This is a genomic window from Thalassospira sp. ABD4_177, from assembly GCF_056160125.1.
Genome location: NZ_JBSWWO010000001.1, coordinates 2302145 through 2328398 on the forward strand (window position 1 = coordinate 2302145; position 26254 = coordinate 2328398).

A 26254-nucleotide genomic window follows, 5' to 3' on the forward strand; every position below is an offset into this window, starting at 1 on the left:
GACTCCTGTATTGAGGTAACGTGAAATGGATAGCCGGACCGAACAAATCGATGCCCCAACTGGTGGCGCTGGTGGCACTTCCGCCGGAACCGCGGCCGCAAATGATGACGATGTCAGCTTCCAGATCGAAGGCATGACCTGCGCGAACTGTGCGGGCCGCGTGGAAAAGGCGTTGGCCGCTGTCGATGGCGTGTCCGAGGCATCGGTGAACTTCGCCCTGAATTCGGCCAATGTCCATTTTGATCGCACCAAGACCGACGCGGCGAACCTTGCAAAGGCCGTCAATGATGCCGGTTACAGCGTTGTCGAAAATCAGCTGTCCTTTGATGTTGATGGCATGTCATGTGCCAACTGTGCGCTTCGGGTGGAAAAGGCCCTGGCGGCCTTGCCGGGTGTTTCAACGGCCAGTGTCAATTTCGCGCTTGAGCGCGCAGATGTTTCGGCGCTGTCTGAAAGTGTCAACGACGCCCGCGTGATCAGGGCCATCGAGGATGCCGGGTATCATGCAACATCACGCAATGGACCGGCGTCCGAGGTGGGAGATTCAGAGGGTGCTGATACCGGGGCCAATAAGAAAGTCGACAAATCCCTGATCCTGTTGGCCGTTTCAGCTGCCCTGACCGCACCGCTGGTCTTGCAGATGGTCTGGATGAACCTTGGTGTGAATTATCACCTGCCGGCATGGGTTGAGCTGGTTTTGGCGACACCGGTGCAGTTCTGTATCGGGGCGCGGTTCTATAAGGGTGCGTTTGCAGCCCTTCGTCATCGCAGTGCCAATATGGATGTGCTGGTCGCCCTTGGGACGTCGGCCGCCTATTTCCTTTCCGTCTATAAAATGATTATGGCCAATGCCGGTCAGGCTCACCTGTATTTCGAGGCCTCGGCTGCGATTGTGACCCTGATCCTTGCTGGCAAGATCATGGAAGAACGTGCCAAACGCGGTGCGTCGGCCGCCATCCGTGAATTGATGGCGCTCCGCCCGCGGCGGGCACGTAAACTGGTCGATGGCGAAGGCGAACAGGATGTCGCAGTCGAAAGCCTGTCGGTTGGTGATGTCGTCCGTGTCTTGCCGGGCGAACGCCTGCCCGTGGATGGCACGGTGCGTGCGGGTGACAGTGAGCTGGACGAAAGCCTGATCACCGGTGAAACCCGCCCGATTGCCCGGATGCCGGGCGACGCTGTTGTTGGCGGCGCGGTCAATGGCACCGGCCGCCTTGATATCGAAGTGCGTGCAGTTGGCGATGACACAACGCTTTCGCGCATCATTCGTCTGGTCGAACAGGCCCAGACCGGCAAGGCCCCGGTCCAAAAGCTGGTGGACCGGGTTTCTGCGGTGTTTGTCCCGGTCGTCGTTGGCATCGCATTGCTGACCTTGGCGGCCTGGTTGTTTACGGGCTTCGGTGCAGAAGCCTCCATCGTTGCAGCGGTATCGGTTCTGGTGATCGCATGTCCCTGTGCGCTTGGCCTTGCAACGCCAACCGCCCTTGTTGCCGGCACGGGCAGTGCGGCGCGCAACGGTATTCTGATCCGCAACTTCGAGGCGCTTGAGCAGGCCCATAACGTCGATACCGTCATTTTTGACAAGACCGGTACGCTGACCGAAGGAACCCCTACGGTGCGCGATGTCGAGGCCGCGAATGGTATTGATCGCGATGAACTTCTGCGCCTGACAGCTGCAGTTCAGGCGGCCAGTGAACATCCGCTGGCCCGCGCGATTGTCTCGCTCGCCCGTGACGAAGGCCAAACCCTGCCAGACATCAGTAACTTCAAAGGTAAAACCGGGGCCGGCGTCATGGCCGAGGTCGATGGCCGCAAGGTCGCGATTGGCAGCGAAGCCCTTCTGACCGATCAGGGCATCGATCTGCCAACGGGGGACGCCGCACAAGCGATCAAGACCCACGAGGGTGAGGGGCGAACCGTCATCCTGATTGCGGTCGATGATGCCTTTGCCGGTTACATGACCCTTGAAGATCGCATTCGCGAAAACGCCAAGCAGGCGATTGCAGACCTCAAGGCACGTGGCTTCGCGTCGATCATGCTCTCAGGTGACAGTCAGGATGTCGCAAGCCATGTGGCGCGTGAACTGGGGCTTGAACGGGGTGAAGGTCGCATTCGCCCGCAGGACAAGGCCGCCGAGGTCGAGAAACTCCGCAAGGAAGGCCGTCATGTCGCCATGGTCGGTGATGGTATCAATGATGCCCCCGCACTGGCCGCAGCCGATGTCGGCATTGCCATGGGCGGTGGAACCGATGTTGCCATGGAAACGGCGGGCATTACCCTGATGCGGTCTGATCCGGCATTGGTATCGGCAGCGATTGATATTTCCATCGCCACCCGGCGCAAGATCGCCCAGAACCTGTTTTGGGCCTTTGCCTATAACGTGGTCGGGGTGCCGCTGGCAGCCCTTGGTGTGCTCAGCCCGGCAATTGCCGGGGCGGCGATGGCGCTTAGTTCCGTTTCGGTGGTGGGGAACTCGCTGACACTTCGGCGCTGGAACGCAAAGGGACGGGGATAAGCCATGAATATTTCCGACGCAGCGACCGAATGCGGCCTTCCGGCGAAAACCATCCGCTATTACGAGGATATCGGGCTGGTCTCGCCGGGCCGTCTTGCCAATGGCTATCGCGATTATGACGAGGATGACCTGCACAAGCTGCGTTTCCTGCAACGCGCGCGTGGGCTTGGGTTCTCGGTCGAGGATTGCCGTGTTTTGCTGTCCCTTTACGAGGACCGCAACCGGGCGTCTGCCGATGTAAAGAAAATCGCCAAAACCCATCTCGACGAGATCGAACGCAAGATTGCCGAGCTGCAAAGCCTGCGCGATACCTTGTCGGATCTTGTGCAGTCCTGTCATGGCGATGATCGCCCGAACTGCCCGATCATCAATGATCTTGCGCGCTAATACGGTGCGGCTCCCGAATGACTATGAGAGAGAAAATTGAACAATAAAGGCATTATGGCGCTGGCTGCGCTCATTGGTGTAGCCATCATCGTGGGCGGCGTCAGCTTTTTCTTGCGCGCCAATGGGGGCGATCCGAATGTCGAACTCCGCCCAGATGACCTGAAACTGGTTGCCCTTGGCAAGAAGGTCTATGACGCCAATTGTGCGTCCTGTCATGGCGCAAAGCTTCAAGGTGAGCCCAACTGGCGCGAACGCGGGGCAGACGGGATGCTTCCGGCACCTCCCCATGATGAAACCGGCCATACGTGGCATCACCCCGACGAGGTTCTGTTTGCGCTGACCAAATATGGGCCCGCGGCGATGGCCGGGGGCGACTATAAATCCGCCATGCAGGGTTATGAGGGCGTGCTGAGCGACGAGGAAATCATTGCCAGCCTGTCCTACATCAAAAGCCGCTGGTCCCGCGAAGTCGTCGAACGCCACGATCAGATAAACCAATCCGCCGCGCAATAAGGTCCGGATCAACCACCAGATAAAGCAAAAGACCCGCCCGGAAATACCGCGGCGGGTCTTTTAAATTGTGGCGTGAATTTGCTGGTTACTTGCGCGGCAGGGTAATGCGCACCGTTGTGCCCTTGCTCACCGCACTTTCGATGCTAAGCCGTCCGCCATGTAGCTCCACCAGAAGCTTTGCCAGTGGTAGGCCAAGACCCGTGCCGACACTTTCCTTAACCCCAGACGGATGTAACTGGGAGAACCGGGCAAGTGCACGCGGAATGTCATTCGGGCTCATGCCGACACCATTATCCTCGATCGCAAAGCTCACGTCTTCGTCCGTTGCCGTCAGACCAAGACGGATTTTGCCATGCTCGGGCGTGAACTTTGCCGCATTACTGAGGATATTGATCAGGATCTGTTTGAGCTTGAGCTTGTCACACTGCATCAGTATCGGCGCATCTGGCAGATCAAATTGCAGATCATGCCCACGCCGCGACAGGTCATCGCCAACAAGTCGGGCTGCGTCGCGCATCACGGACCCCAGATCGGCTTCTTCAAGCTGCAAGGTCATCGACCCGGCAGACAGCTTGGAAACATCAAGGACGTTATTGACCAGTTCAAGCAGATGCTTGCCCGCTTTGTAAACGTCACGGCCGCAATCGCGATAGCCATCAGGCAGATCACCAAGTACGCCATGGGCAATCAGTTCGGAGTTGCCGATAATCGCATTCAGCGGCGTGCGCAGTTCATGGCCCATATTGGCGATAAAGTCGGATTTCGACGCGTTGGCGTCCGACTGATTGCGGTTCTGCTCCATCAAGGAGCGTTCCGCCTGCTGCTGACGATCATTTTCAAGAAGCGTCATCAGAACCGCGGTGCGCGTTTCATTGTTCTGGAAATATTCAAGCGGGGCGATGGACAGATCGCAGACATGATTTTCCTTGGAGGCCCCGACCAGAATGATATCCCCGCGCCAGGTCCGGCCTGACGAAAACACATCTTCGATATCGTCCATCAGGCCTTTGGAAATAAACCCGGCCTTGCGACCAATCATACGGTCACGCGAAACGCCGATCATGCGTGCGATGGCTTCGTTACATTGCAGGACGATACCGCTGCGATCACAAATGACGGCTGCATAGGGCAGGGCGTTCAGGACAACCTGATCGGCCAATGGCACACTGGTTGAGCCAATTGGTGTGTTGCTGGTCATGTCGGCACGTGATCCCATGATTTTAAGGTCGCCGCTAAAAACGGTCGATACCAAGCCCCGTCAAAGAGATGTCAGGTGATTTATTGCTGATAAGATCGGCGACTGCTTTTGCGGATCCGCAACTCATAGTCCAACCCAACGTCCCATGCCCCGTATTGAGGTAAAGATTACCATACTTTGTGCCGCCAAGAACAGGGGCAGAATCCGGTGTTACGGGGCGCAAACCCGCCCAGAACCTTATGTTGGAACGGTCGCCGGAATTCGGAAATAATTCCAGTGCCTTATCAACGATCAGTTGTTTCCGGCGCTCCGACATCCGCAGGTCATAACCATCCAGTTCTGCGGTGCCTGCAACTCGAAGCTGTGCGCCAAGTCGGGAATACACCATCTTGACGCTGTCATCGATCAACGCCGTCTCAGGCGCGCCGGAATGGCCAGCCGTATCAATGCTGATCGAATAGCCCTTGCAGGGATAAATCGGCAGCTTGATGCCAAGCGGACGCAGCAATCGCGGGCTGTAACTGCCAAGGCAGACAAGAAACGCATCTGCCTTGATCGCGCCCGCATCCGTTTGAACAGCGGTAATCCTGTCTAGGTCACGGCTAAGGCCGGTGATCGTGGTGTTGAAACGAAAATCCGCCCCCTTGGCGATGCAAAGCGCACTTAGGTTTTCGGTAAACTTGCGGGCATCGCCGCTTTCATCATCCGGGGTAAAGCTGCCGCCGATGATCGGGGCGTTTGTGCTGCGCAAGGCCGGCTCGATCTCAAGGCACTCTTCGTCGGAGACCAGCCTGCGGTTGAGGCCATATTCCTGCATCTGCACGGTGGCCTTTTCGACCGCGGTCATATCGTGCTCATTGCGGCAGATATGCAGGATGCCGCGCGTGCTGTGATCATAACTCAGATCAAGCTCATCCCGCAGGGCGCGCAGACAATCACGGCTATAGATCGCAACCCGAAGCGCCTTTTCCAGATTGCTCTTTGCACGCGCATCCGTGCAGTTGCGCAAGAACCGCAAACCCCATGAAAACAGTTGCGGGTCAAAACGCATCCGCACCAGCAGTGGCGCTTCTTCGCGCCCAAGCCAGCTGAGGATCTGTTTCGGGGTGGATGCATTGGCCCACGGCGTCGCATGACAGGCGGAAATCTGACCGCCATTGGCAAAGCTTGTTTCTTGCGCACTGGCATGCTGGCGATCAACGACCGTGACCTGATGGCCATTTTGCAAAAGATACCAGGCCGCCGTTGTCCCGATGACCCCGGCGCCCATGACGACAACATGCATGTGGGCAAAGCCTTGCTGCGAAAATTTTTGGGCTTCGTATCTGTGTGTCAGCCTTTCTGCCAACTATCAGACTTGCGAATTTGGCTGCAATATAGTGGGGTGAAATTTAATTGGCTACAGTCGACTGGACCTGTTTTAAATGCTAGCCGACAGGATGGGATCGCGACAGGCATGACGGGGTGAAATGTTTGAAATCCTCACAACCGATCAGATGTATGAGGCCGACCGCCGCACAATCGAAGGCGGCGTTCCCGGCGATGTGCTGATGAAAAATGCCGGACGCGCCGTGTTTGAGGAAATCGTACGCCACTGGTCGCCGCGCTCTGTCTCTGTTTTATGCGGTCCCGGCAATAATGGCGGTGATGGCTTTGCGATTGCCAAGCTGCTGCGCGACGAAGGCTGGTCAGTGCGCCTGGGCCTGATGGGCGATGTTGCGGATATCAAGGGTGATGCGGCCCTGCATGCCGTCCGCTGGGACGGGGCGACCGAACGTTTGTCACCCGCACTGGTGGTGGGCGCCGATCTGGTGGTCGATTGCATCTTCGGCGCCGGGCTGGCCCGTGCGATTTCTGGTGAACTTGCCGAACTGGTCACAACAATCAATTCAAGCCCGTGCAGTGTCGTCTCGGTCGATGTGCCGTCCGGGGTTGATGGCAATACCGGCATGGTTCTGGGCGTCGGCGTCAAGGCCGATCTGACTGTGACGTTCTGTCGGGCAAAGCCAGGGCATTATCTTTTGCCGGGACGATTGATGTGCGGTGAGCTGGCAGTGCGCGATATCGGAATTACCGATCAGACGGTGCTTGATATCGCCCCGGCCTGTTGGCGCAATGATCCTGTTCTGTGGCGGGCCGGGATCCATTGGCCCGGCCTTGAAGGCCACAAATATCATCGCGGCCATCTTCTGGCCTTTGGCGGCAGTGCGATGACCGGCGCGACCCGGCTTGTCGCCCGTGCTGCAAGACGATCTGGCGTCGGGCTGCTGACGATTGTTGCAGAGGCGGGGGCTCTTCCGGTTTATGCATCGGACGCGCCGGGCAACATGACAGCCCCAATGTCGGCGGTGGACACATTGGTCAATGATTGCCGCCATAATGCCTTTGTCATTGGGCCTGGCTTCGGTGTGGGCGATGATACCCGTGCACTTGTTTTGAAGCTTTTGCATCTTTGCCGCGCGACAGTTCTTGATGCCGACGCGCTCACAAGTTTTGCTGAAGATCCGTCCACCTTGTGCTTTGCCGTGCAAGGTCCGACCGTTCTGACCCCGCATGAAGGCGAATTTGCCCGCCTGTTCCCCGATATCACCGGGGACAAGCTGTGTCGGGCGCGCGCCGCTGCCAAGCGCTGCGGGGCGACGGTTCTGATCAAGGGGGCCGATACCGTGATCGCTGCCCCCGATGGACGGGCTGCGATCAGTGCGGTGGATGTGCCGTGGCTGGCAACCGCCGGGTCGGGCGATGTTCTGGCCGGGATCATTGGCGGATTGATGGCACAAGGCATGGACAGCTTTGATGCGGCCTGCATGGGTGTCTGGCTGCATGCCAGAAGCGGGGCTGATATCGGCCCCGGCCTGATTGCCGAGGATATCCCCGAACATCTTCCCGGGGTTTTGCGTGAACTTTGGCTGGCGTCCCGCAAAATGGGCTGAGACGAATTGGACAAGAAGTCTCTGTCCGCGCTGGCACTTGATGTATAATGACCCGACATAAAAACGATATGGCGTGATGATATGGGCATCACGCACTGAGGAAACGGTTTGAATTTCTTCTGATATCGGAGTGGGAGACAGGCATGTCTCAGACATTTCTCGACAGAACGCTTGATAATCTGCGCGGCGCATGGCGCGAATTGCGTGATAGTCCGGTGGTGCGCGGTCTTGGTTTTGATGAAAGCCATAGCCGTCAGGATCGCTGGCGCGAACAGATCGCCGATTGTCTGGCAGGGCGCGGTGGTGCGGTTTCGGCGCGTGCCCGGGCGGCCACCCTTGGCCATGATTTCCTGCGTCTTGATGATGTTGGCAAACGCGAATTCTTGCACCTTCTGGTCAATGAATTTGGTGTGGATCGCGACCGGGTTGCGGCGGTGATGTCCGACTGGACAGCGGCCGATGATCTGGCAGAGCAGGCATTGCTTGAGACCGAACTGCGTGCGGCTCTGGTGCCGCCATTTCGCTCAATCCTCAAGGAATTTAATTCCTTACCGCAAGGTGTGAAGTTTCTGGTTGATCTGCGAGCCGATCTTTTGCGCTGGCGCAAAGAGGCCCCCGGACTTGCCATTCTCGAACGTGACCTCAAGACATTGCTGGCAAGCTGGTTTGATATCGGCTTTCTGGAACTGCAACGCATCACATGGAATTCCCCCGCGGCCCTTCTGGAAAAGCTGATCGCTTATGAAGCCGTTCATGCCATTCAAAGCTGGGATGATTTGAAACGCCGTCTGGCTTCTGACCGGCGCTGCTTTGCCTTTTTCCATCCCGGAATGCCTGACGAGCCGCTTATTTTTGTCGAGGTTGCGCTGGTGAACGGCATTGCGGGCAATGTCGATGTCCTGATCCAAAGCCGGGATGACATCTCGGATGGAGGCGATAACGGACCCAAGGCCGATACGGCGATCTTCTATTCAATCTCGAACGCGCAGGCGGGGCTGGCCGGGATCAGTTTTGGCGATTTCCTGATCAAGCGGGTGGTGGCCGAACTGCAACGCGATCTGCCACAACTCAAGCAATTTTCGACCTTGTCGCCAATCCCGGCCCTGCGCAGCTGGATGGATCGCCAGCTTGATACAATGGCAAAGGGCCATGAAACAGGCCTGCCCAAGGCGATCGAGGCGGCGCTTAATGACTGTGATGATCTGATGGGTCCCAAGCCGCCGGCAACCAGCCCCGACGGCGTGTCAGAGCGCACAAAGACCAATATCGAATATCTGACCGCCTGGTACTTGTTGAATGCCAAGCGGCCGGGGATGGAGACGGCCTTTGATCCGGTGGCGCATTTTCACCTGAGCAACGGTGCACGGGTGGAGCGGCTGAACTGGAACGGCAATGGCAAGGAAAATGGCTGGAACCAGTCGTTCGGGATGATGGTGAACTATCTTTATGACCTCTCCACCATCGAAAAAAACCACGAAAGTTACGTCGGGCAGGGCAAGATTGCCGTTTCCAGTGCGGTAAAACGGCTTCTGCGTTGAGCCATTCAATATCGGAAATCGCTTGATTACCCTCAATTCGGGGCCGGTTTGACGGTTATTTTCGACAAGATTGCGATTGTCGAAAAGGCGATGCTTGCATGAGCGGATCGAAGTTTGTATTAAGGCGCACTCATTCCGGTGTGACCGGAGTGATTACTATGCTTGTGTGCGGGTGTGGCGGAACTGGTAGACGCGCTGGATTTAGGTTCCAGTGGAGCAATCCGTGGGGGTTCGAGTCCCTTCACCCGTACCATAAGCAGCTGAAAATTTGATCGAGACCATATTCGTTTAGTCATATTGACTTTCTGACGTCCGGACTGCGTCGCGTAACGGACATTATTCGAACCAAGCAAAAGAGTTATCTATGCAGGTTACTGAAACCAAAAACGAAGGCCTGGCGCGCGAGTTCAAAGTCGTCGTGCCCGCCGCACACATCGAAGAAAAAGTCGTCGCCAAACTCGACGAAATCAAGGATCAGGTTCGCCTGCCGGGCTTCCGTCCGGGTAAAATCCCGGCGAAACTCCTGCGCCAGCGTTATGGCCAGGCCGTCATGGGTGAAGTCCTTGAAGCCGCTGTGAACGAAAACACCGGCAAGGTTCTGAACGACAATGACCTGCGTCCGGCTGTTCAGCCGAAAATCGAAGTCACCAAATTCGACGAAGGTGGTGATCTGGAATTCGACATCGCTGTCGAAATTATTCCGGCCATCGAAGCGATGGACTTCAAAAAGCTGAAGCTGACCCGCGAAGTTGTTGAACTTGACGACAGCAAGGTGAACGAAACCCTCGAGCGCATCGCAAGCGCACAGGGCAGTGCCGAGCCGGTCAAGCGCAAGCGCAAGTCCAAAGCTGGTGACGTTGTTGTCATCGACTTCCTGGGCAAAATCGACGGTGAAGCATTCGAAGGCGGCAAAGCCGAAGATTACGAACTCGAACTTGGTTCCGGTTCCTTCATCGAAGGTTTCGAAGATCAGCTGACCGGTGTGAACGCTGGTGACGAAACCGTCGTCAAAGTGAAATTCCCGGACGAATATGGTGCAGCAGAACTGGCCGGCAAAGATGCCGAGTTCGACGTTACCGTCAAGGAAATCAAGGAAAAGAAACCGGCTGAGCTGGATGATGAACTGGCCAAGAAACTCGGTCAGGACAGCCTTGATGCCCTTAAAGACGCGATCCGCACTGACTTTGGCCGCGAATACGAATCGGTGTCGCGCCAGAAAATGAAGCGTCAGCTTCTCGACGCCCTGGCTGAAAACCACAGCTTCGACCTGCCGGCATCGCTGGTAGACAACGAACTGGAAGGCATCATCGGCCAGATCAAACAGGCCCGTGAAGCTGGTCAGGAAGACGAAGAAACCAAAGGCAAGTCCGAAGAAGAGCTGACCACCGAGTTCCGCGAAATCGCAGAACGTCGCGTTCTTCTGGGTCTGCTTCTGGCAGAAGTCGGCCGTGAGAACGACATCCAGGTCACTCAGGAAGACGTCAACAAGGTCCTCGTTGCCGAAGCCCAGAAATATCCGGGTCAGGAACAGCAGGTTATTGAATTCTATAAAAATAACCCGCAGGCCTTGCAGGCGCTTCAGGGCCCTGTATATGAAGACAAGGTCGTTGATTACATCATCGAACTCGCGAAGGTTGAAGAAAAGACCGTCTCGGTCGAAGAACTTCTGAAGCCGGAAGAGGAAGAAGAAGCTCCGAAGAAGAAATCGGCTGCCAAAAAGGCACCGGCGAAAAAAGCAGCAGAGAAAAAGGCTCCGGCTAAAAAAGCCCCGGCCAAGAAAACTGCAGCCAAAAAGCCGGCCGCTAAAAAAGCTGCTGACAAGTCCGAGGACAAGTAATCCGACCGGAAACGGTTTAGGATCATGCAGGGAGATTGCAGTTGATGATTGAAGAACAGATGAATTCGCTTGTGCCGATGGTCGTTGAACAGACCAGCCGTGGCGAGCGTGCCTATGACATCTTTTCGCGGCTGCTCAAGGAGCGCATCGTTTTCATCAACGGTCAGGTCCATGATGGCATGTCGTCGTTGATCTGTGCGCAGCTTCTGCACCTCGAATCGGAAAATCCGGACAAGGATATTTCGCTTTACATCAACTCACCGGGCGGTGTTGTGACCTCGGGTCTCGCCATCTATGACACCATGCAGTACATCCGTTGTGATGTCTCCACAGTGTGCATGGGGCAGGCGGCATCCATGGGCTCGCTGCTTCTGATGGCCGGTGCAAAGGGCAAGCGTTACTGCCTGCCCAATGCACGTGTCATGATCCACCAGCCGTCCGGCGGCTTCCAGGGTCAGGCATCGGACATCGAAATTCATGCCCGTGAAATTCTGGCTCTGCGTCAGCGTCTTAACGAGATCTATGTCGAACATACCGGCCGTGATCTCAAGACCGTCGAAGACGCGATGGAGCGCGATAACTTCCTCACACCCGATCAGGCCAAGGAATTTGGTTTGATTGATGAGGTTGTTACATCGCGTCCGAAGTCGGAAAGTGATGAAAAGAAAGACTGATCACTTAGCTGTGATTGGTGAAAACGCCCCGGTGATCCGCCGGGGCGTTTTTTTATATCTTGCTTCATGGCACTTTTAAGTCATAGACAAGTATATGCGCTGGCTTTGGCGTGTTTGTTTGGAACTTGCAGCCCGCCCGAACGTTTGGGTGATTAAAGCAAGGGGTTTCGCAACCAAGGTGGCGAACCCATATCAAACGAGACGCCATAAAGCCGAAAAACGCAGATTAAACGTTGAGATCGGTATCGTTTACCGGCTAACATGGCGATAAAAGATAACGTCAAACGTAATTGGGGTTTGTATGAGCAAATCGAATAGCGGGGACTCCAAGAACACTCTGTACTGTTCTTTCTGCGGAAAGAGCCAGCACGAGGTTCGCAAGCTCATCGCCGGTCCAACCGTGTTCATCTGTGATGAATGCGTAGAGCTTTGCATGGACATCATCCGCGAAGAGCACAAAACACATCTCGTCAAATCGGCAGACGGGGTGCCTTCTCCGCAAGAGATTTGCAAGGTCCTCGATGACTATGTCATCGGTCAGGGCCATGCGAAGAAAGTTCTCTCGGTAGCGGTTCACAACCATTACAAGCGCCTGCACCATTCCAGCAAGAATGAAGACATCGAGCTGGCGAAATCAAACATCATGCTGGTCGGTCCGACCGGTTGCGGTAAAACGCTTCTGGCCCAGACATTGGCCCGCATTCTTGATGTGCCATTCACCATGGCAGATGCCACCACCCTGACCGAAGCCGGTTATGTGGGTGAAGATGTCGAAAACATCATTCTCAAGCTGCTGCAGGCCGCTGACTACAATGTCGAGCGCGCCCAGCGCGGCATCGTCTATATTGACGAGGTCGACAAGATTTCGCGTAAATCCGACAATCCGTCGATCACGCGCGATGTCTCGGGCGAGGGCGTTCAGCAGGCATTGCTCAAGATCATGGAAGGCACTGTTGCTTCCGTCCCGCCGCAGGGTGGCCGGAAACATCCGCAACAGGAATTCCTGCAGGTCGACACCACCAACATCCTGTTCATCGTCGGCGGCGCGTTCGCCGGTCTGGACAAGGTGATTTCACAGCGCGGTAAAGGCAGCGCAATCGGCTTTGGTGCCGATGTGCGGAGTGCTGATGACCGTCGCACCGGTGATGTCCTGCGTGATGTGGAGCCGGAAGATCTTCTGAAATTCGGTCTTATCCCGGAATTCATTGGTCGTCTGCCGGTTCTGGCAACGCTTGAAGACCTCGACAATGATGCTCTGGTTCAGATTCTGACCGAGCCGAAAAACGCACTGATCAAGCAGTATCAGCGCCTGTTCGATATGGAAGATGTCAAACTCACCTTCCAGCCGGACGCGCTCAAGGCGATTGCCGACAAGGCGATCGAACGCAAGACCGGTGCACGTGGTCTGCGCTCGATCATGGAAGGCATCCTGCTTGAAACCATGTTCGATCTGCCGACCATGGAAAGTGTCGAGGAAATCGTGATCAATGCCGACGTCGTTCAAGGAAAGGCAAAACCGTTGCTGATCCATGCAGAACGCCGCGAAGGTGTTGAAAACACGGCCTGAACCTAATTCCCGCACCGGCAACTATTGCGGTGCGGGAAATTCAGCTTATCTAACGAATATCTAAAACATGTTCGCGTTGCTGGCGGGGCCTATGGCAGGACCCCAGGAACGTTACGGCTCAGAGTAGGGAATAGAACATAATGGTCGAATTGGCGCGTGGCGAAATATACCCGGTGCTGCCGTTGCGTGACATTGTCGTGTTCCCGCACATGATTGTTCCGCTGTTTGTGGGACGTGAAAAATCGGTGCGTGCGCTCGAAGATGTGATGCGCGAAGACAAGCAGATCCTGCTTGTTACCCAGAAAGACGCCGGTCTTGATGATCCGGCTGTCGAAGATCTCTATGAAATTGGTACTGTCGCGACTGTCTTGCAGCTTCTCAAGCTGCCCGACGGAACCGTCAAGGTATTGGTTGAAGGCGGGAAACGGGCCGAAATTACCGGCTATGTTGATAACCCGGAATTCTTCCAGGCCTATGGTTCTGTGCGTGAAGACAGTGACGAGGATGACAGCGAACTCGAAGCGCTGGCTCGTTCTGTCGTCACCCAGTTCGAACAGTACATCAAACTCAACAAGAAAATTCCGCCTGAAGTTCTGGTGTCGGTCAATCAGATCGAAGAGCCGGCCAAGCTTGCCGACACGGTGGCATCCCACCTGTCGCTCAAGATTTCCGAAAAGCAGGAGCTTTTGGAAACCAAGCTTGTTGGTGACCGTCTGGAACGTATTTTCGGCTTCATGGAATCCGAAATTGGCGTGTTGCAGGTTGAAAAGAAAATCCGCAACCGCGTCAAACGCCAGATGGAGAAAACCCAGCGCGAGTACTATCTGAATGAGCAGCTCAAAGCCATTCAGAAGGAACTGGGCGAGGGCGAAGATGGCAAGGATGAAGCTTCTGAACTCGAAGAGAAGCTGAACAAGGCCAAAATGCCCAAGGAAGCCAAGGAAAAGGCACAGGCAGAACTCAAGAAACTGCGCAATATGAGCCCGATGTCGGCAGAAGCCACCGTGGTGCGCAACTATCTTGACTGGATGGTGTCCATTCCGTGGAACAAGCGTTCGCGTGTTTCCCATGACCTGAAAAAGGCCAAGAAGGTTCTGGATAAAGAGCATTACGGTCTGGAAAAGGTCAAGGAACGCATCCTTGAATATCTTGCGGTTCAGGCGCGTACCAAAAAGGTCAAAGGTCCGATCCTTTGCTTGGTTGGCCCTCCTGGTGTTGGTAAGACCTCGCTGGGTAAATCGATGGCCAATGCGACCGGGCGCAGCTTCGTGCGTATGTCGCTTGGCGGGGTGCGTGATGAATCTGAAATTCGCGGTCACCGCCGGACCTATATCGGGTCGATGCCGGGCAAGATTGTCCAGGGCATGAAAAAGGCGAAATATTCCAACCCGCTGTTCCTTCTCGACGAGATTGAAAAGATGGGTTCGGACTTCCGCGGCGATCCAGCCTCGGCCCTGCTTGAGGTATTGGATCCAGAGCAGAACTCGACCTTTAACGACCACTATCTCGAAGTCGATTACGATCTTTCGGATGTGATGTTCGTGACCACGGCCAACTCGCTTCGCATGCAGCAGCCGCTGCTTGACCGTATGGAAGTCATCCGGATTTCCGGTTACACCGAAGACGAGAAAGTCGAGATCGCCAAACGTCACCTCATTCCCAAGCAGGTCAAGGACAATGGCCTGAAGAAAGGGGAATGGAGCATTTCGGACGACGCGCTTCGGGATCTGATCCGTTATTACACCCGCGAAGCCGGTGTGCGTAGCCTCGAACGTGAACTGGCCAAACTGGCCCGTAAGGCGACCAAGCGCATCATGCTTGAAAACCTGAAAACGGTTCGTGTGACCCCGCGCACCCTTGGCAAATATGCCGGCATCCGCAAGTTCCGCTATGGCGAGACCGAGGGTGAAGATCAGGTCGGTGTGGTTACCGGTCTTGCCTATACCGAGTTTGGTGGCGATCTGCTTCAGATCGAAGCTGTCACCGTGCCGGGTAAGGGCAACATGAAAACCACCGGTAAACTCGGTGAAGTCATGACGGAATCCATTCAGGCGGCGACATCGTTTGTGCGTTCGCGTGCGGTTGATTTCGGGATCAAGCCGACCCTGTTCCAGAAACGTGATATCCACGTTCACGTACCAGAAGGTGCCACCCCGAAAGACGGCCCGTCGGCCGGTGTCGGTATGGTGACCTCGGTTGTGTCGGTTCTGACCGGAAACCCGGTCCGCAAGGACGTCGCGATGACGGGTGAAGTCACCCTGCGTGGCCGTGTGCTTGCGATTGGCGGTTTGAAAGAAAAGCTTCTCGCGGCGTTGCGCGGCGGGGTGAAAACCGTCCTGATCCCGCAAGAGAACGAGAAGGATCTCGAAGACATTCCTGATAATGTCAAACGCGGTATGGAGATCATTCCGGTCACCCACGTTGATGAGGTTCTCAGCCACGCATTGGCCAATCCTCTTGTCCCGATCGAGTGGGAAGAAGAGGTTGATGATGTTGCTGTCAAATCCAAGGACGGCGAAGAATCGGATATCGGCGGTGTGACGACTCACTAAAGTCCGTCATAACCGGCAGAAAACAAGGGGAACGACCATGTCGTTCCCCTTTTTCTGTGGATAACTTTGCCCAAGAATCGGTGCAGGAACATGTCGGCAATGGTGTAAAGCGCAAAAAATCGAAAAAAACGTCAAAAACCGCAGAAAACTGCGTCTCTCGCATTGACGAGATGTTTGCGACCTGCTTACACTGCCCGTGCAACAGGTTTGGGGCAAACCAAATTTCCTCATAACTCCGAACGTCCAAACAAGGGGGCCAGGAAGTGAATAAAAACGATCTCGTTGGAAGTGTAGCTGCTAAAGCTGATCTGTCCAAAGCTGACGCTGCAAAAGCGGTTGACGCTGTTTTCGATTCCATCACCGATTCTCTGAAATCCGGCGACGAAGTTCGTCTGGTTGGTTTCGGTACCTTCGCTGTCGCTGCTCGCGCTGCTTCAAAAGGTCGCAACCCGCGCACCGGTGAAGAAATCGACATTCCGGCATCGAAACAGCCGAAGTTCAAGGCTGGTAAAGGCCTTAAGGACGCCGTCAACTAAGTTTGACGAAGTTCTTTGAAATAAATGCCGGTGACCTGTGTCACCGGCATTGCTTTTTGGGAAAACCATGCTATGTTCCGCTCCGCTTCGGAGCCGTGGCTCCCAAAGCAAGGGTGATTAGCTCAGCTGGTTAGAGCATCTCGTTTACACCGAGAGGGTCGGGAGTTCGAATCTCTCATCACCCACCATGATAAAGGCAGCCCTAAAGGCTGCCTTTTTTGTTTTCAGCCCGTGCCGAATCATCCCGTCTTGCCACGGCATTTCAAATGCATGCGCCAACGGGTAATTCATGGCTGAAAATGGCGGAAAAACAGGTGCGAATAGCGGGTTTTGGTTGACCATTCACCCATGATAATCCGCCCTGAAATAGAAGTTACATTTTTATGCAAAGTGGGCATTGCTTTTTGGGAAAACCATGGTAAGTTCCGCCCCGCTTCCGCAGAACAGCGCGGTTTGCAAAAGGGTGATTAGCTCAGCTGGTTAGAGCATCTCGTTTACACCGAGAGGGTCGGGAGTTCGAATCTCTCATCACCCACCATGATAAAGGCAGCCCTAAAGGCTGCCTTTTTTCATTTCCGGGTCAGCCGGATCAAACCTTCCGATATCCTCTGAAAATAAGCCTGCTGGCTTTGTCGATCTGCCAGCAACGAAGCGGTCTATAACCACCTGTAAAAGTTGACGCTTGGTCGGCATGCGGGCACTGTTGGTCTCTCGGTCAAAAGAATCGGAACCTTTCAAGATGAACAGCACGCCGGCCCGTCCTTTGTCTCAATCTGCTCGCGCGTTGCGCGCTGTGGCGTCACAGGCGCGTGTGGGGGCGGTTTGGATGAGGTTGAGGTTGAGGCGTCTACTGTTGGTTCTGTGCCTGCCACTGGTACTTGCCAGTTGCTATCTGCCAGAGGCCTTCACCATTGATCTGTCAATGCAGCGCAATGGCGATTATCGCCTGAGCTATCGTGGATTGCTGGTTCAGCCAAACATCACCCAAGGCCTGCTTGATCAAAGCCTGGATGCCGAGGCAGAGCAGGAAAAGGTTGCCGCAGTTCTGGCTGATCTCAAACGCGATTCGGGGGTTCGCCAGCTGACCTATAGCGGGCGTGGGGTGTTTAACATCGTCTATGAGAAGCGCGGCAACATCATGCGTGAAAAAAGCTTCGTCTTCGTGCGTCGCCAATCGCGCATACTGGAAATGTTCTTCCATTCAGAGCGAAATACAGTAGAAATTCGTGGCGGCTTTGTCCCGGATCAGTATCAGGACCGTCTGACAGCCCTGGGCTACCAGATGACCGGCAAGATCGAGGTCCGCACGACCGCCGGTGTGCGCAGCCATAACGCGGCAGAGTTCCGCGAGGTTAGCGGCCAGAACCGCCTGCGCTGGGAAATCAATTCGATTACAGACCCGACGCCAAACGTCATTCTGGGTTAGGGCAGGGCGCCTTGCATCAGTGACTCGAGCTGGTCGTTTGCCAGCATGCGTAGCAGAACAGAAAAAGGGACAGCATCGGCTGTCCCTTTGGTGTTTGCGAGGTTGGGTCTCCAGCGGGTTTAGAAGACCATTTCGTCTTCGGATCCGCCTTCGGAAATAACGATCTGCCCCTGTGCGGCCAGTTCCTTGGCCAGCTGGACGATCATCATTTGTGACTCTTCCACGTCCGACAGGCGGACCGGGCCAAGCGCATCCATATCTTCTTTCATCATCTTGCCGGCACGTTCGGACATGTTCTTGAAGAACAGATCGCGCATCTGATCGGTCGAACCTTTCAGTGCCAGGGCAAGCTTGTCTTTTTCGACCTGACGCAGCAGCGTCTGAACACCGTTGTTGTCGAGACGGGCAAGGTCTTCGAAGGTGAACATGAGGGCCTTGATCTTCTCGGCCGAGTCACGGTTACGTTCTTCAAGCGCAGTAAGGAATCGGTCCTGACTTTGGCGGTCCAGGCTGTTGAAGATATCCGCCATGAGTTCGTGGTTATCGCCACGCGAACCGCGCGCAAGGTTCGACATGAACTCGGTACGCAGGGTCTTTTCAATGTTATCAAGTACTTCTTTCTGAACGGCTTCCATGCGCAACATACGCATGATGACCTCCATCGAGAAGTTTTCCGGTAAAAGCGACAAAACAGACGCAGAATGTGCGGGCTTGAGTTTGGAAAGAACCACGCCGACGGTCTGTGGATATTCATTTTTCAGATAGTTGGCGAGAACCGCTTCGTTCACGTTGTTAAGCTTGTCCCACATGGTACGACCCGCAGGGCCGCGGATCTCTTCCATGATGCCGTTGACACGGTCTTCGGACAGAACCTTCGACAGCAGGCGTTCGGTGGTGTCAAACGAACCGACAAGCGAGCCGGTCGAGGACAGCTGATCGGCGAACTCGACAAAAAGGCGCTCAACGATATTGGAGTTGATCGTGCCAAGGCTCGACATGGTTTGGGAAATCTCTTTGATTTCCTCGTCATCCATCATGCTGAACATCTTGGTTGCGTGCTCTTCCCCAAGAGCAAGCATGAGAATCGCTGCCTTTTCAGGTCCGGCAAGTGATCTGTATTCTTCTTTAACGCGCCCCACGGGTGGTCTTCTCCGTCATAATGACTCTGGTCGGGAGTGGAACCTGACTCCCGAACCTGCCTCTATCGCACCGTAAGATAGGGGTTATTTGTCAACAATTCTATAAAAGCTGACACCCCATTGCAAAGCCCCATCGCAATAAAGCGGCCTAAACGTACAGAATTGATTAATGCCGTACAAATCCGGGTCAAATTGCCCCACAGGGGGTGATGTGTGCAGACGCAATTGTCGAATGGGTTGAAAACGTTGCTAGCTGCTTGACTTGGTTTGGGGTGTGGTCTAACAAAGGCGCGCCGATTGATGGTCATTTAGCGGGCGTAGCTCAGTTGGTTAGAGCGCCGGCCTGTCACGCCGGAGGCCGCGAGTTCAAGTCTCGTCGCTCGCGCCATGACCCATCATCTGTTGTCTTTTGTAGGGCGAATTGTCTTTTCCGCGGTCGCCTTTTCATGTGTTGCTAATGCTGCTTCGCACGATTGGGTCTTGATCATCTCGACGTCCAGCCCGATATCGGACGATAGTAAACGGTAGAAAGATTTAGAAAGTTTCCGTTCTTTGAGCGTCTTAAACGCGCTTGAGGGCTGGAACTTGTGCGGTGCATACGTTATGGTGCGCCGTAATGGGCCAGGTGGGGACCTGGTCGGGTCAAAAGGCCTGTTCTTGAGAGGTCAGAGAGATGCAAGAGCTTCTTTCGGAATATCTTCCGATCCTGGTGTTCATCGGGATCGCCGTCGGTCTTTCGGCGGTAATCGTCATCGCGTCGCTGGTTCTTGCCAAGCAGGCACCGGATGTTGAGAAACTGTCCGCATACGAATGCGGGTTTGCGCCGTTCGAAGACGCGCGCATCAAGTTCGACGTCCGGTTCTATCTGGTCGCAATCTTGTTCATTATTTTCGACCTCGAAGTCGCCTTCCTGTTCCCGTGGGCTGTGACCCTCGGTGATATCGGGACGTTCGGCTTTGTATCGATGGTGATCTTCCTGGCTGTTTTGACGGTCGGCTTTATCTACGAATGGAAGAAGGGAGCTTTGGAATGGGAGTGAGCACCAATACAGGCGCACCCCTGGCACCCGGTTCGGATCAGGATGCACTGCTTAAGGGCGTGTTTGACGAGATGAACGACAAGGGCTTTGTCCTTGCCAATCTCGATAAACTTGCCAGCTGGGCAAGCACCGGTTCCCTGTGGCCGATGACTTTCGGTCTGGCCTGCTGTGCTGTTGAGATGATGCATTCCGCTGCGTCGCGTTATGACCTTGACCGTTACGGTCTGGTCTTCCGCCCAAGCCCGCGTCAGTCGGACGTGATGATCGTTGCTGGTACACTGACCAACAAAATGGCCCCGGCACTGCGTAAGGTCTATGACCAGATGGCAGAGCCGCGCTGGGTTATTTCGATGGGCTCGTGCGCCAATGGCGGCGGTTACTATCACTATTCTTATTCGGTGGTTCGCGGTTGTGATCGCGTTGTGCCGGTGGACGTATACGTTCCCGGGTGCCCGCCGACAGCCGAAGCGCTGATTTACGGCGTGATGCAGCTGCAAAAGAAAATCCGCCGTACCGGTGTCCTGACACGCTGATCCGTAATAGGGGGCTTGCATGAGCGAACTGCTCAGCGATAACAGCGCTGCTTTGAACGATCTGAAAGATCTGGTGGCGTCCCAGCTGGCCAACGAAATTCTCGAAAGCGAGATTCGTTATGGCGAGTTGACCATCGTCGCCAAGCGCGATGATATCCTTAAAGTTCTGACCTTCCTTCGGGATGATACCGGCTGCTTGTTCAAGCAGCTGATTGATGTTTGTGGTGCCGATTACCCGGAACGTTCAGAGCGTTTCGATGTTGTCTATCACCTGCTGTCTCTGAAGCATAACCTGCGCATTCGTGTGAAGGTCCGTACCGACGAAGATACCCCGGTACCAAGTGCCGTCTCGCTTTTCAGCGCCGCCGACTGGTTCGAGCGCGAAACCTGGGACATGTACGGTATCTTCTTCGCCGATCATCCGGATCCCCGCCGTATCCTGACCGACTATGGTTTCGAAGGTCATCCGCTGCGCAAGGACTTCCCACTGACCGGGTATGTCGAAGTGCGTTATGACGATGAACAGAAGCGCGTTGTCTACGAGCCGGTTAAACTGGTTCAGGATTTCCGTAATTTCGATTTCGAAAGCCCGTGGGAAGGCATCCAGCATGTTCTTCCGGGTGATGAAAAGGCGGAGGGCAACGCCTGATGTCCGAACAAAAAATCAAAAATATGACCATGAACTTCGGCCCGCAGCACCCTGCGGCGCACGGCGTTCTGCGTTTGGTTCTGGAAATGGACGGCGAAGTCGTCGAACGTTCCGACCCGCATATTGGTCTTCTGCACCGTGGTACGGAAAAGCTGATCGAATATAAGACCTATATTCAGGCAACCCCGTATTTCGACCGTCTCGACTATGTCGCACCGATGAACCAGGAGCATGCATATTGCCTGGCCATCGAAAAGCTGATGGGCGTCGAAGTGCCCAAGCGTGCGCAGTATATTCGCGTTCTCTATGCGGAAATCGGTCGTATCCTGAACCACCTGCTGAACCTGACGACCTTTGCACTGGACGTTGGTGCGATGACTCCGCTGCTTTGGGCGTTCGAAGAACGTGAAAAGCTCATGGAGTTTTACGAGCGCGCCTGTGGTGCCCGTCTTCACGCCAACTATTTCCGTCCGGGCGGTGTTGCAGCCGATCTGCCGGCCGGTCTGCTTGATGATATTTCGGACTGGGCTGAACAGTTCGAAACCTTCATGAAAGACTTTGACCGTGTCCTGGTCGGCAACCGTATCTTCAAACAGCGTACGGTTGATATCGGTGTCGTCAGTGCGGAAGAGGCCCTTGATTGGGGCTTCACCGGTCCGAACATTCGTGCATCGGGTCTGGCATGGGATCTGCGCAAGTCGCAGCCTTATGACTCGTACGAAGATTTCGACTTCGACATTCCTGTCGGCAAGAACGGCGATTGCTATGATCGCTTCCTGGTCCGTTTCGAGGAAATGTGGCAGTCGCTCAGCATCATCAAGCAGTCCGTCAAGAACATGCCTGATGGTCCTGTGATTGTTGAAAACAACAAAGTGGCACCGCCGTCGCGCGCGCAGATGAAGCGTTCGATGGAAGCCCTCATTCACCACTTCAAACTCTTCACCGAAGGTTTCCACGTTCCGGCTGGCGAATGCTATGCCCCGGTCGAGGCACCGAAAGGCGAGTTTGGTGTGTATCTTGTTTCGGATGGCTCGAACCGTCCGTATCGCTGCAAAATCCGCGCCCCGGGGTTCCCGCACCTCCAAGGCCTCGACTTTATGTCCAAAGGCCACATGTTGGCCGACGTCGTTGCCAATATCGGGTCGCTAGATATCGTGTTCGGTGAGATTGACCGATGAGCCATTTGAGAAGACCAGCTCCGAAAGAGCTTCAACCGACCAGCTTTGCTTTCACGCCGGAAAATCTGGAGAAAGCAAACAAGATCATCGCCAAGTATCCGGAAGGCCGCCAACAGAGCGCGGTCATGCCGCTGCTTGATCTGGCACAGCGTCAGACCGAAGGCAACTGGGTTCCGACCGTCGCAATGGATTACATTGCCGACATGCTCGAAATGCCGGCCATTCGTGTCTACGAGGTCGCGACCTTCTATACGATGTATAACCTTGCCCCGGTGGGTAAGAACTTCATCCAGGTTTGCACCACGACCCCGTGCTGGCTTCGCGGTTCTGCTGACGTTGTCGATACCTGCAAAAAGGAACTCGGCATCGGTGTTGGCGAAACCACCGAAGACGGTCAGTTCACCATGATCGAAGTTGAATGCCTTGGCGCGTGTGTCAACGCGCCGATGATGCAGATTAACGACGATTATTACGAAGACCTGACTGCGGATAGCACCAAGGCCATTCTCGATGCCCTCAAAAAGGGCGAGAAGCCGAAAACCGGCCCGCAGAGCGGCCGCAAAGGGTGTGAGCCGATCGATGGTCCGAAGGTTCTGAAGGCATTCTGTGGCTGCGGTGCAGCCCCGCAGGACGCTGATGCAAGCGAAGGGGACGCCTGATATGCTGCAGGATAAGGATCGTATCTTTACCAACCTGTATGGTTTCCAGGATTTCGGCCTCAAAGGCGCGCAGTCCCGTGGTAACTGGGATGGTACCAAGGCATTGATCGAAAAGGGCCGCGACTGGATCATCGATGAGATGAAAGCATCCGGTATGCGTGGTCGTGGAGGCGCAGGCTTCCCGACTGGCCTGAAATGGTCCTTCATGCCCAAGGAATCTGATGGTCGTCCGAGCTACCTCGTGGTGAATGCCGACGAAGGGGAGCCGGGTACCTGTAAAGACCGCGAGATCATGCGTAATGATCCGCACACCCTGATTGAAGGTTGCCTGCTGGCCAGCTTCGCGATGAACGCACATGCGGCATATATCTATATCCGTGGTGAGTTCTATCACGAGGCGTCCAACCTGCAGATGGCCATCGACCAGGCTTATGAAGCCGGTCTTGTTGGCAAAAATGCCTGCGGTTCGGGTTGGGATTTTGACATTTACCTGCACCTTGGTGCTGGCGCATACATCTGTGGCGAAGAAACCGCCCTGATCGAAAGCCTCGAAGGTAAAAAGGGTCAGCCGCGCCTTAAGCCGCCATTCCCGGCCAACGCCGGTCTGTATGGTTGCCCGACCACGGTGAACAACGTTGAATCGATTGCCGCTGTTCCGACCATTCTGCGTCGCGGCGGTTCTTGGTTCTCAAGCTTTGGTCGTGAAAACAACCACGGTACCAAGCTGTTTGCCATTTCCGGTCACGTTGAAAAGCCGTGCACGGTCGAAGAAGCCATGAGCATTCCGCTCAAGGAACTGATCGAAAAGCATTGCGGCGGCGTGCGTGGCGGCTGGGACAACCTTCTTGCGGTTATTCCGGGCGGTTCTTCTGTTCCGCTGATGCCAAAAGACGTCTGCGACGACGTGCTGATGGACTTTGATGGTCTGCGTGAAGTGGGCTCGGGTCTTGGCACGGCGGCTGTGATCGTCATGGACAAGTCGACTGACATTGTCTACGCGATCGCGCGTCTGTCGGAATTCTACAAACATGAAAGCTGTGGTCAGTGCACGCCGTGCCGTGAAGGTACCGGCTGGATGATGCGTATGATGACGCGCATGGTTCGCGGCGAAGCCACGCTCGATGAGATTGATCTGTTGTGGGATGTGACCAAACAGGTCGAAGGCCACACCATTTGTGCGCTTGGCGATGCAGCTGCATGGCCAATTCAGGGCCTTATCCGTCACTTCCGTCCCGAAATGGAACGTCGGATCAAGGAATATCGCGCACGGATCGCGGCCTGAGAGAGGCCTGTTGAGAGGGATTGAGACATGCCGAAACTAACAGTTGACGGTATTGAAGTTGAAGTAGAAGCCGGGGCGACAGTCCTTCAGGCCTGTGAAGAGGCCGGTAAGGAAATCCCGCGTTTCTGCTATCACGAACGCCTGTCAATCGCCGGTAACTGCCGTATGTGCCTGGTTGAAATGGAACGTGCGCCGAAACCGGTCGCATCCTGTGCCATGCCAGCGGCAGATGGAATGGTGATCAAAACCGATTCCGATCTGGTCAAGAAAGCACGCAATGGCGTGATGGAATTCCTGCTGATCAACCATCCGCTGGATTGCCCGATCTGTGACCAGGGTGGTGAATGTGACCTGCAGGACCAGGCAATGGCCTATGGTTTTGACGCGTCGCGTTACGCCGAGAAAAAGCGTGCCGTGAAGGACAAGGAACTGGGCCCGATCGTCAAAACGATCATGACCCGTTGCATTCACTGCACCCGTTGCGTTCGCTTCTCCGAAGAAGTCGCTGGTGTCGGCACCATGGGTGCTGTTTACCGTGGCGAGGACACCGAAGTCGGACCGTATATCGAAGCATCGATCAACTCCGAACTGTCGGGCAACCTGGTTGACCTGTGCCCGGTCGGTGCATTGACCTCCAAGCCGTATGCGTTCACCGCGCGTCCGTGGGAGCTCAAGAAAACCGACAGCGTCGATGTTATGGACGCGGTTGGATCCAATATTCGTATTGATGCCCGTACGTCCGAAGTGCTGCGCGTTCTGCCGCGGACCCACGAAGACATCAACGAAGAATGGATTTCGGACAAAACCCGTTACGCCATTGACGGCCTGAAGCGTCAGCGCCTTGACCGTCCCTATGTTCGCAAGGATGGCAAGCTCCAGCCGGCAAGCTGGGACGAAGCATTCGCTGCGATCAAGGCGAAGGTTTCCGGGCTTGATGGCAAAAAGATTGCCGCTCTTGCCGGTGACACGGTCGATTGTGAATCGATGACGGCACTGAAAGATCTGATGGGCAAACTTGGTTCTGCGAACCTTGATTGCCGTCAGGACGGCTCGAAGATTGGTGGCCCGCGTGCTTCCTATATCTTCAACAGCACCATTGCCGGCATTGACGAGGCAGATGCCTGCCTGATCGTCGGTGCCAATGTGCGTGCCGAAGCGCCGATCATCAATTCCCGCCTGCGTAAGCGCTGGCGTTCGACGGCTGGCGATTTCAAAGTCGGCATCATTGGTGAACAGTGGGATCCGACCTACAAGAACGATTATCTCGGTGCCGGTCCGGACACCCTCCAGGAAGTTCTGGATGGCAAGAACGACTTCGCCAAGGTTCTCGAAGCTGCTGAAAAGCCGATGATCATTGTCGGCATGGGCGCGCTCAGCCGTGAAGACGGTGATGCGGTTCTCGCTGCGACCCGCGCCATTGCAGAGAAATTCGGCATGGTTGCCGGTGAATGGAACGGCTTTAACGTTCTGCACACCGCTGCATCGCGTGTTGGTGGTCTTGATCTTGGCTTCGTGCCGGGTGAGGGCGGTCTTGCGACCAACGACATTCTTGATGGTGCTGCCAAAGGCGATATCGAGGTTGTCTACCTTCTGGGTGCCGACGAAGTCGACATGAGCAAACTGGAAAAGGCATTTGTCGTTTACCAGGGTGCCATGGGCGATGCCGGTGCACAGGCCGCAGACGTGATCCTGCCGGGTGCTGCTTACACCGAAAAGAACGGCACGTATGTCAACACCGAAGGCCGCGCCCAGCAGGGCTGGCGTGCGATCTTCCCGGTTGGTGACGCGCGTGAGGACTGGGCGATTGTCCGTGCACTTTCCGGTGCGCTCGATCTGACCCTGCCATACAACAATATCGATGCTGTTCGTGAACGCATGGTGGAACTCAGCCCGACCTTCGCGTCGCTGAATGTTCCGACCAAGGCGGAATGGACCGATTTCGGCACGGCAGGCGACATGAAGTCAGATGGCTTCACCTCGCCGGTTCGCAATTTCTATATGACCGACCCGATCAGCCGTGCATCGGTGACGATGGCCAAATGTACTGAGGCCTTTGTCAAGGATGAGGCTGCCGAGAAGGTTGCCTGAGTAAGGGGAGC

22 protein-coding genes and 4 tRNA genes are annotated in these 26254 nt (G+C 55.4%); 22 read left to right on the plus strand and 4 right to left on the minus strand.

Annotated elements, in window-relative coordinates:
* The first annotated feature begins 25 nt into the window (after positions 1–25).
* From ACXAF0_RS10505 to ACXAF0_RS10515, 3 genes are read left to right on the plus strand one after another with little or no spacing between them, the layout of a single operon-like run.
* Positions 26–2515 (plus strand): heavy metal translocating P-type ATPase, encoded by a 2490-nt coding sequence (locus tag ACXAF0_RS10505; RefSeq protein ID WP_475345811.1) that lies wholly within the window; start codon positions 26–28, stop codon positions 2513–2515.
* Positions 2516–2518: 3 nt separating this feature from the next.
* On the plus strand, positions 2519–2902 hold the full coding sequence (cueR, locus tag ACXAF0_RS10510) for a Cu(I)-responsive transcriptional regulator (protein WP_475345812.1): 384 nt from the start codon (positions 2519–2521) through the stop codon (positions 2900–2902).
* Positions 2903–2938: 36 nt separating this feature from the next.
* Positions 2939–3415, plus strand: a complete 477-nt coding sequence (locus ACXAF0_RS10515) for a c-type cytochrome (RefSeq protein ID WP_475345813.1) — start codon at positions 2939–2941, stop codon at positions 3413–3415.
* Positions 3416–3500: 85 nt separating this feature from the next.
* On the opposite strand, the gene ACXAF0_RS10520 is transcribed toward ACXAF0_RS10515, so the two are convergent.
* Both ACXAF0_RS10520 and ACXAF0_RS10525 read right to left on the minus strand, forming a co-directional pair.
* Positions 3501–4631 (minus strand): sensor histidine kinase, encoded by a 1131-nt coding sequence (locus tag ACXAF0_RS10520; RefSeq protein WP_475345814.1) that lies wholly within the window; start codon positions 4629–4631, stop codon positions 3501–3503.
* 16 nt (positions 4632–4647) lie between these two features.
* Positions 4648–5898 carry a D-amino acid dehydrogenase gene (locus ACXAF0_RS10525; RefSeq protein WP_475345815.1) on the minus strand — a complete coding sequence of 417 codons (1251 nt, stop codon included), beginning with the start codon at positions 5896–5898 and terminating at the stop codon, positions 4648–4650.
* A gap of 184 nt (positions 5899–6082) precedes the next feature.
* Between ACXAF0_RS10525 and ACXAF0_RS10530 the strand changes: the two genes are divergently transcribed.
* From ACXAF0_RS10530 to ACXAF0_RS10575, 10 genes are all read left to right on the plus strand, one after another.
* Entirely contained in the window at positions 6083–7546 is a 1464-nt protein-coding gene (locus ACXAF0_RS10530) for an NAD(P)H-hydrate dehydratase (protein ID WP_475345816.1), read from the plus strand.
* Between the two features lie 143 nt (positions 7547–7689).
* Positions 7690–9084: a malonyl-CoA decarboxylase gene (locus ACXAF0_RS10535; protein WP_475345817.1), complete on the plus strand. Its 1395-nt coding sequence runs from the start codon at positions 7690–7692 to the stop codon at positions 9082–9084.
* A gap of 168 nt (positions 9085–9252) precedes the next feature.
* Positions 9253–9337: transfer RNA gene (locus tag ACXAF0_RS10540), tRNA-Leu, on the plus strand.
* A gap of 111 nt (positions 9338–9448) precedes the next feature.
* Positions 9449–10921 carry a trigger factor gene (gene tig, locus ACXAF0_RS10545; RefSeq protein ID WP_475345818.1) on the plus strand — a complete coding sequence of 491 codons (1473 nt, stop codon included), beginning with the start codon at positions 9449–9451 and terminating at the stop codon, positions 10919–10921.
* 44 nt (positions 10922–10965) lie between these two features.
* A complete protein-coding gene (clpP, locus tag ACXAF0_RS10550; protein WP_167717870.1) occupies positions 10966–11595 on the plus strand; it encodes an ATP-dependent Clp endopeptidase proteolytic subunit ClpP in 630 nt (209 codons plus the stop codon).
* 301 nt (positions 11596–11896) lie between these two features.
* Positions 11897–13162 carry an ATP-dependent Clp protease ATP-binding subunit ClpX gene (gene clpX / locus ACXAF0_RS10555; protein WP_475345819.1) on the plus strand — a complete coding sequence of 422 codons (1266 nt, stop codon included), beginning with the start codon at positions 11897–11899 and terminating at the stop codon, positions 13160–13162.
* A 140-nt stretch (positions 13163–13302) separates the two neighbouring features.
* On the plus strand, positions 13303–15714 hold the full coding sequence (gene lon / locus ACXAF0_RS10560; protein ID WP_475345820.1) for an endopeptidase La: 2412 nt from the start codon (positions 13303–13305) through the stop codon (positions 15712–15714).
* Positions 15715–15977: 263 nt separating this feature from the next.
* Positions 15978–16250 carry an HU family DNA-binding protein gene (locus tag ACXAF0_RS10565; RefSeq protein ID WP_008891813.1) on the plus strand — a complete coding sequence of 91 codons (273 nt, stop codon included), beginning with the start codon at positions 15978–15980 and terminating at the stop codon, positions 16248–16250.
* Positions 16251–16361: 111 nt separating this feature from the next.
* A tRNA-Val gene (locus ACXAF0_RS10570) sits at positions 16362–16438 on the plus strand.
* A 273-nt stretch (positions 16439–16711) separates the two neighbouring features.
* Positions 16712–16788 (plus strand) — tRNA-Val (locus ACXAF0_RS10575).
* 14 nt (positions 16789–16802) lie between these two features.
* On the opposite strand, the gene ACXAF0_RS10580 is transcribed toward ACXAF0_RS10575, so the two are convergent.
* Positions 16803–17000 (minus strand): hypothetical protein, encoded by a 198-nt coding sequence (locus tag ACXAF0_RS10580; protein ID WP_475345821.1) that lies wholly within the window; start codon positions 16998–17000, stop codon positions 16803–16805.
* Between the two features lie 88 nt (positions 17001–17088).
* Here ACXAF0_RS10580 and ACXAF0_RS10585 point away from each other — a divergent pair, with 88 nt between their 5' ends.
* Positions 17089–17676 (plus strand): hypothetical protein, encoded by a 588-nt coding sequence (locus ACXAF0_RS10585; RefSeq protein ID WP_475345822.1) that lies wholly within the window; start codon positions 17089–17091, stop codon positions 17674–17676.
* A gap of 119 nt (positions 17677–17795) precedes the next feature.
* Here ACXAF0_RS10585 and fliG read toward each other — a convergent pair whose 3' ends face one another.
* Positions 17796–18815: a flagellar motor switch protein FliG gene (gene fliG, locus ACXAF0_RS10590; RefSeq protein ID WP_475345823.1), complete on the minus strand. Its 1020-nt coding sequence runs from the start codon at positions 18813–18815 to the stop codon at positions 17796–17798.
* 311 nt (positions 18816–19126) lie between these two features.
* On the opposite strand from fliG, the gene ACXAF0_RS10595 reads away from it, so the two are divergent.
* From ACXAF0_RS10595 to nuoG, 8 genes are all read left to right on the plus strand, one after another.
* Positions 19127–19203, plus strand: a tRNA-Asp gene (locus tag ACXAF0_RS10595).
* Positions 19204–19488: 285 nt separating this feature from the next.
* Positions 19489–19854 (plus strand): NADH-quinone oxidoreductase subunit A, encoded by a 366-nt coding sequence (locus ACXAF0_RS10600; RefSeq protein WP_008891231.1) that lies wholly within the window; start codon positions 19489–19491, stop codon positions 19852–19854.
* The gene (locus tag ACXAF0_RS10605) at positions 19845–20387 is read left to right on the plus strand and encodes a NuoB/complex I 20 kDa subunit family protein (protein ID WP_044826791.1); all 543 of its coding nucleotides are present in this window, start codon (positions 19845–19847) and stop codon (positions 20385–20387) included. Before ACXAF0_RS10600 ends, ACXAF0_RS10605 begins: the two co-directional genes overlap by 10 nt.
* Before the next feature lie 19 nt (positions 20388–20406).
* The gene (locus ACXAF0_RS10610) at positions 20407–21036 is read left to right on the plus strand and encodes an NADH-quinone oxidoreductase subunit C (RefSeq protein ID WP_475345824.1); all 630 of its coding nucleotides are present in this window, start codon (positions 20407–20409) and stop codon (positions 21034–21036) included.
* Positions 21036–22214 carry an NADH-quinone oxidoreductase subunit D gene (locus ACXAF0_RS10615; protein ID WP_475345825.1) on the plus strand — a complete coding sequence of 393 codons (1179 nt, stop codon included), beginning with the start codon at positions 21036–21038 and terminating at the stop codon, positions 22212–22214. Before ACXAF0_RS10610 ends, ACXAF0_RS10615 begins: the two co-directional genes overlap by 1 nt.
* Positions 22211–22873: an NADH-quinone oxidoreductase subunit NuoE gene (nuoE, locus tag ACXAF0_RS10620; RefSeq protein WP_475345826.1), complete on the plus strand. Its 663-nt coding sequence runs from the start codon at positions 22211–22213 to the stop codon at positions 22871–22873. The genes ACXAF0_RS10615 and nuoE overlap by 4 nt, the downstream gene beginning before the upstream one ends.
* 1 nt (position 22874) lies before the next feature.
* Positions 22875–24155 carry an NADH-quinone oxidoreductase subunit NuoF gene (nuoF, locus tag ACXAF0_RS10625; RefSeq protein ID WP_475345827.1) on the plus strand — a complete coding sequence of 427 codons (1281 nt, stop codon included), beginning with the start codon at positions 22875–22877 and terminating at the stop codon, positions 24153–24155.
* A gap of 27 nt (positions 24156–24182) precedes the next feature.
* Entirely contained in the window at positions 24183–26243 is a 2061-nt protein-coding gene (gene nuoG, locus ACXAF0_RS10630; protein WP_475345828.1) for an NADH-quinone oxidoreductase subunit NuoG, read from the plus strand.
* Positions 26244–26254: the final 11 nt, after the last annotated feature.